The organism is Corynebacterium sp. MC3 (assembly GCF_900099485.1).
Lineage (GTDB): Bacteria > Actinomycetota > Actinomycetes > Mycobacteriales > Mycobacteriaceae > Corynebacterium > Corynebacterium pseudogenitalium.
Genome location: NZ_LT622804.1, coordinates 1 through 4,009, shown reverse-complemented (window position 1 = coordinate 4,009; position 4,009 = coordinate 1). Strand labels below are relative to the sequence as shown.

Below are 4,009 nucleotides of genomic sequence, written 5' to 3'. Positions count from 1 at the left end.
GTGGCCACGAGTGAGCCGAGGCCGCGTGCGCGCTGGTCGAGCGCCTGGCGCGTGGCCGACTGCTGCTCCGCGAGCGCGACGACCTCCTGCAGTGACTGTACTGCCGACTGTCCGATGGCGTTGAGGAGCCCCTGCGTGGTCAGGTGATCGCTGGCGACGTCGATGGCCATCACGCCGGTCGGGGTGGACATTGCGCAGGCCAGCGAGTCATCGGCGAACAGCGCCATCACCGGCGGGGTGTCGATGTCCAGGCTCGACTGCATCTCCGAGCCGACGATCGCCTGGCTGATGGAGACGACCTCGACGGGCACGCCGAACTGCTCCCGCATCTGCTGGCGGATCGGTACCCCGTGCCAGCCGAGGTTTGCCGCGGTGACCTCGCCGTCCTCGTTAACGGTGCCCGAGGTGGTCACGCCGACGGTTGCGAGCGGGCGGCCCATCCCGGCGCTGAGGCGGTGTAGCCCGGCCATGATGTGCTGCACGAAGTCATCCGGACTCATGTGTGCGACGGGGATGTCCACATCGATGCTGCGCAGGGTGCGCCCCTTGAGGTCGAACAGCGCGATGTAGGTGCTCAAGGTGCCGACGGCCACCCCGGCGTACAGCGAGTTCGGTTCCCCGAGCTCGAGTGGCATGGTGGGCCTGCCCCGGCCGGTGGACTCGGACAGGTCGCCGCGTTCCACGATGTAGCCGGAGTTTGCCAGCGCGGTGACGGCGCGGGTGATGGTGGGCTGCGAGAGGCCGGTGGCTGCGATCAGGTCTCGTCGCACGCACTGTTCCTGCAGGCGAATGAGGTGCAGGCACTTGGCGGCGGGGGTTGTTGGGTGATGGAACGCTGTCCGTGTCGCAGGCATGTGAATATATGTACCGGTAGTAGACCGCTTTGTCCAGTTATCGAGCTAGAGTGGGCCGTCTCGGTAGACAATGCGGTTTGTATGGGGTGTAGAGGTGCACATTCAGCGTGTCCCTCGGTTACACTGCCTACCCATGACCAATCCTTTGCTTGAGGAGCACGCATCCCAGTCAGAACGCGAGCCTTCGCTACTCGACGCCACCTGCGAAGACTTTCTCTACGACCTCGCCGAGCTGATCCCTACCCTGGCAACGGAGATCGGCCTCGAAGGCCACGACTGCGACCTGCAGGACTTCAGCCCCGAGTACTACGGCGAAGTCGCCGACCGCATCCGTGACGTCGTCGCCGACGTCGACGCGCTCAACGACTCCACGGACGCCTCCGACGACGAAGACGACTTCGACGACGTCGACAATCTCACCGCTTCGCTGCTGCGCGACCGGATGGCATTCAAGTTGGAGCTGCACCACCAGGGCGAGGACCTGCGCCAGCTCAACAACATCGATTCGCCGGTGCAGACCATCCGCGACTCCTTCGCGCTGATGCCGAAGGTGAGCAAGGAGGACTTCGAACACATTGAGGCGCGCCTGTCCAAGGTGCCGGCGGCGCTCGCGGGCTATCGCGCGTCGCTTTCGGAGGCGGCGTCGGCAGGCAATGTGCCTGCGTACCGCCAGATCGAAGCCGTGATCAAGCAGTGCGGCGACCTCACCGACGACGACAGCGTCTTCGACCAGCTGGGTCTGCCGGAGGACTCGGCCGTCGTCGAAAAGGCGAAGGCTGCATTCGACGAGATGGCCACCTGGCTGTCCACCGAGCTCGCGCCACACGGCCGCCACGACGACGCCGTCGGCCGCGACCGCTACGAACTCTTCTCCGAGTTCTTCTTGGGCCGCGGCATCAACCTCGACGAGGCCTACACCTGGGCCAAGGAGCAGCTGAAGGAAACCGTCGCTGAGCAGCGCGCGCTCGCGCAGAAGCTCTACGGCCCGGACGCCACCATCCTGGGTGCGTACAAGCGTCTCAACGAGGAGGAGCGCTACACCCTGCGCGGCACCGACGCCCTGCTGGAGTGGATGAACTCCGTCAACGAGCAGGTCATGCGGGACCTCGACGGCGTTGACGTCACCATCCCGGAGGGCCTGCACAAGGTAGAGTGCGCGATTGACCACGCCGGTTCCGGCGGCATCTTCTACACCCCGCCGTCCGACGACCTGATCCGCCCCGGCACCATGTGGTGGTCAGTGCCGGAGGGCCAGGAGGTGTTCCACACCTGGCAGGAGCTCACCACCGTCTTCCACGAGGGTATCCCGGGCCACCACCTGCAGATCGGCACCGCGCTCATGCAGCGCAACGACCTCAACCTGTGGCGTCGCACCGCGTGCTGGAACTCCGCACACGGCGAGGGCTGGGCGCTCTACGCCGAGGAGCTCATGGGGGAGCACGGCCACTTCGACGACCCAGGCTTCCGCATGGGGCTTCTCGACGCCCGCCGGCTCCGCCTCGCCCGCGTCATGATCGACATCGGCGTCCACCTCAAGAAGGCCACCCCGGACGGCACCGGCGTGTGGGACGCCGCCTACGCCAAGGCGTTCCTGCGCGACAACTCCGCCATGCCAGAGTCCCACATCGCCTTCGAACTGGACCGCTACCTGGGCTGGCCGGGCCAGGCGCCGAGCTACGCCATCGGCTACCGCGACTGGTGCTCACTGCGCGACAGCGCCCTGGAGCAGGGCATGACGCTGCGCCAGTTCCACGACAAGGCGCTCAAGTTCGGGTCGATGCCGATGGACATGCTGGCCCACGAGGTGCTCAACCACCACGACTAGCCTGCTAGCCGTTGCGTTTGCGATTCTGCCAGTTGACCAACTTCGGCAGGTAACCCGCGAACAGCAGGATGCAGATCAGGCGGATCAGCTGGACCGCCACGACCGCCGGGCCCACCCCGCCCTCCGCGGTGAGTGCCAGCACCGTCTCGAGTGCGCCTGGCGTGGTGGCCAGGTACCCCTCGTAGAAGCTGATATTCAGCCACAGCGCCAGCAGCCAGCCCAGTCCGGCGCAGGCTGCCATGAGGGCGGCGATGTAGACGATCGTGATGGGCAGCAGGCGGGAGAACTGCTTCAGGGCAGGTACGGATAGGCCGCCGCCGCACGCCCAGCCAATGCACAAGAACGCCGCGATGTTCAGCGGCTCCGGCGGAACGATGACCACGTCCATGAAGGAGCCGACCACTGCGGTGACGATCATCGGGCCGAAAATCGACGGGTTCGGGATGTGCAGCACCTTCGCGATCGGCTGCCCAACCGCCACCAGCGCCGGCACCAGCAACCACATCCACCAGTAGGGCTCCAGATGCTCCGTGGCGGAGGCGTGCTTGGTAGTGAGCAGCCCCGCCACCACCGGCAGCGTCATCGACACGACGAGCAGGCGCAGGTACTGCGTCAGAGCGACGTAGCGGACGTCGGCACCAATCTCCTTCGCGATGACCGGCATGAGCGACGCACCGCCCGCGAGCAGCGACAACACCCCGGTTTCCTGCGAGATTCCCTTGCGCGCGAGCACCGCGCCGCCCACGTAGGCCAACCCGATCATGCTCGCCGCAGCCAGCAGGCCAGGCAGCAGGAACGGCAACAGCGTCTTCGGGGGGATGCCCACCAGCGGCAGCGCCGCCAGTACGCCGATCACGCCGCGGGTGCACGTGAACAGGAGCTCGTTGATGGGAAGGTCGCGCCCGCTGCGCAGCGCCACCGCGCCCGATGCGACGATCGCCCCCAGGATCCACGCGGCCGGGAGGTGCAGCGCGCTGAAGGCCCAACCGAGCGCGATTGACACCGGGACGACAACACACCAACGAAGCATGGCTGTTGATACTACTCTTTAGCGCATGATTGTCGTCCTGCTGATTGCATCACTGGTCGCCGGTTGGATTGACGCCGTCATCGGCGGCGGTGGGCTGGTGCTCATCCCGGTGTTGATGTCCACCACAGGCATGCCTGCCGCCGCCGTCCTGGCGACGAATAAGTTCGCGGCGTTCACCGGCACCTCCTCCGCCGCGGTCACCATGGTGCGCAAGGTCGGGGTTCCGCGCTGCACGTGGGGGTTCGCCCTTGCCGCGCTGTGCGCCTCCGCGGGCGGTGCGCTGGCCGTCGCGCTCGTCAG

General features: G+C 66.6%; 4 protein-coding genes. 2 read left to right on the top strand and 2 right to left on the bottom strand.

The features are described 5' to 3' along the window. Positions 1 to 854: ROK family protein (locus BQ4436_RS00170; protein WP_070975111.1), on the bottom strand; the 854-nt coding region annotated here is incomplete at its 3' end. Positions 855 to 987: 133 nt separating this feature from the next. Here BQ4436_RS00170 and BQ4436_RS00165 point away from each other — a divergent pair. After that, positions 988 to 2,679 (top strand): DUF885 domain-containing protein, encoded by a 1,692-nt coding sequence (locus tag BQ4436_RS00165; RefSeq protein WP_070363316.1) that lies wholly within the window; start codon positions 988 to 990, stop codon positions 2,677 to 2,679. A 4-nt stretch (positions 2,680 to 2,683) separates the two neighbouring features. On the opposite strand, the gene BQ4436_RS00160 is transcribed toward BQ4436_RS00165, so the two are convergent. Continuing rightward, on the bottom strand, positions 2,684 to 3,709 hold the full coding sequence (locus BQ4436_RS00160; protein WP_070363315.1) for an AbrB family transcriptional regulator: 1,026 nt from the start codon (positions 3,707 to 3,709) through the stop codon (positions 2,684 to 2,686). A 25-nt stretch (positions 3,710 to 3,734) separates the two neighbouring features. Between BQ4436_RS00160 and BQ4436_RS00155 the strand changes: the two genes are divergently transcribed. Next, on the top strand, positions 3,735 to 4,009 hold a 275-nt coding region (locus BQ4436_RS00155; protein WP_176754771.1), incomplete at its 3' end, for a TSUP family transporter.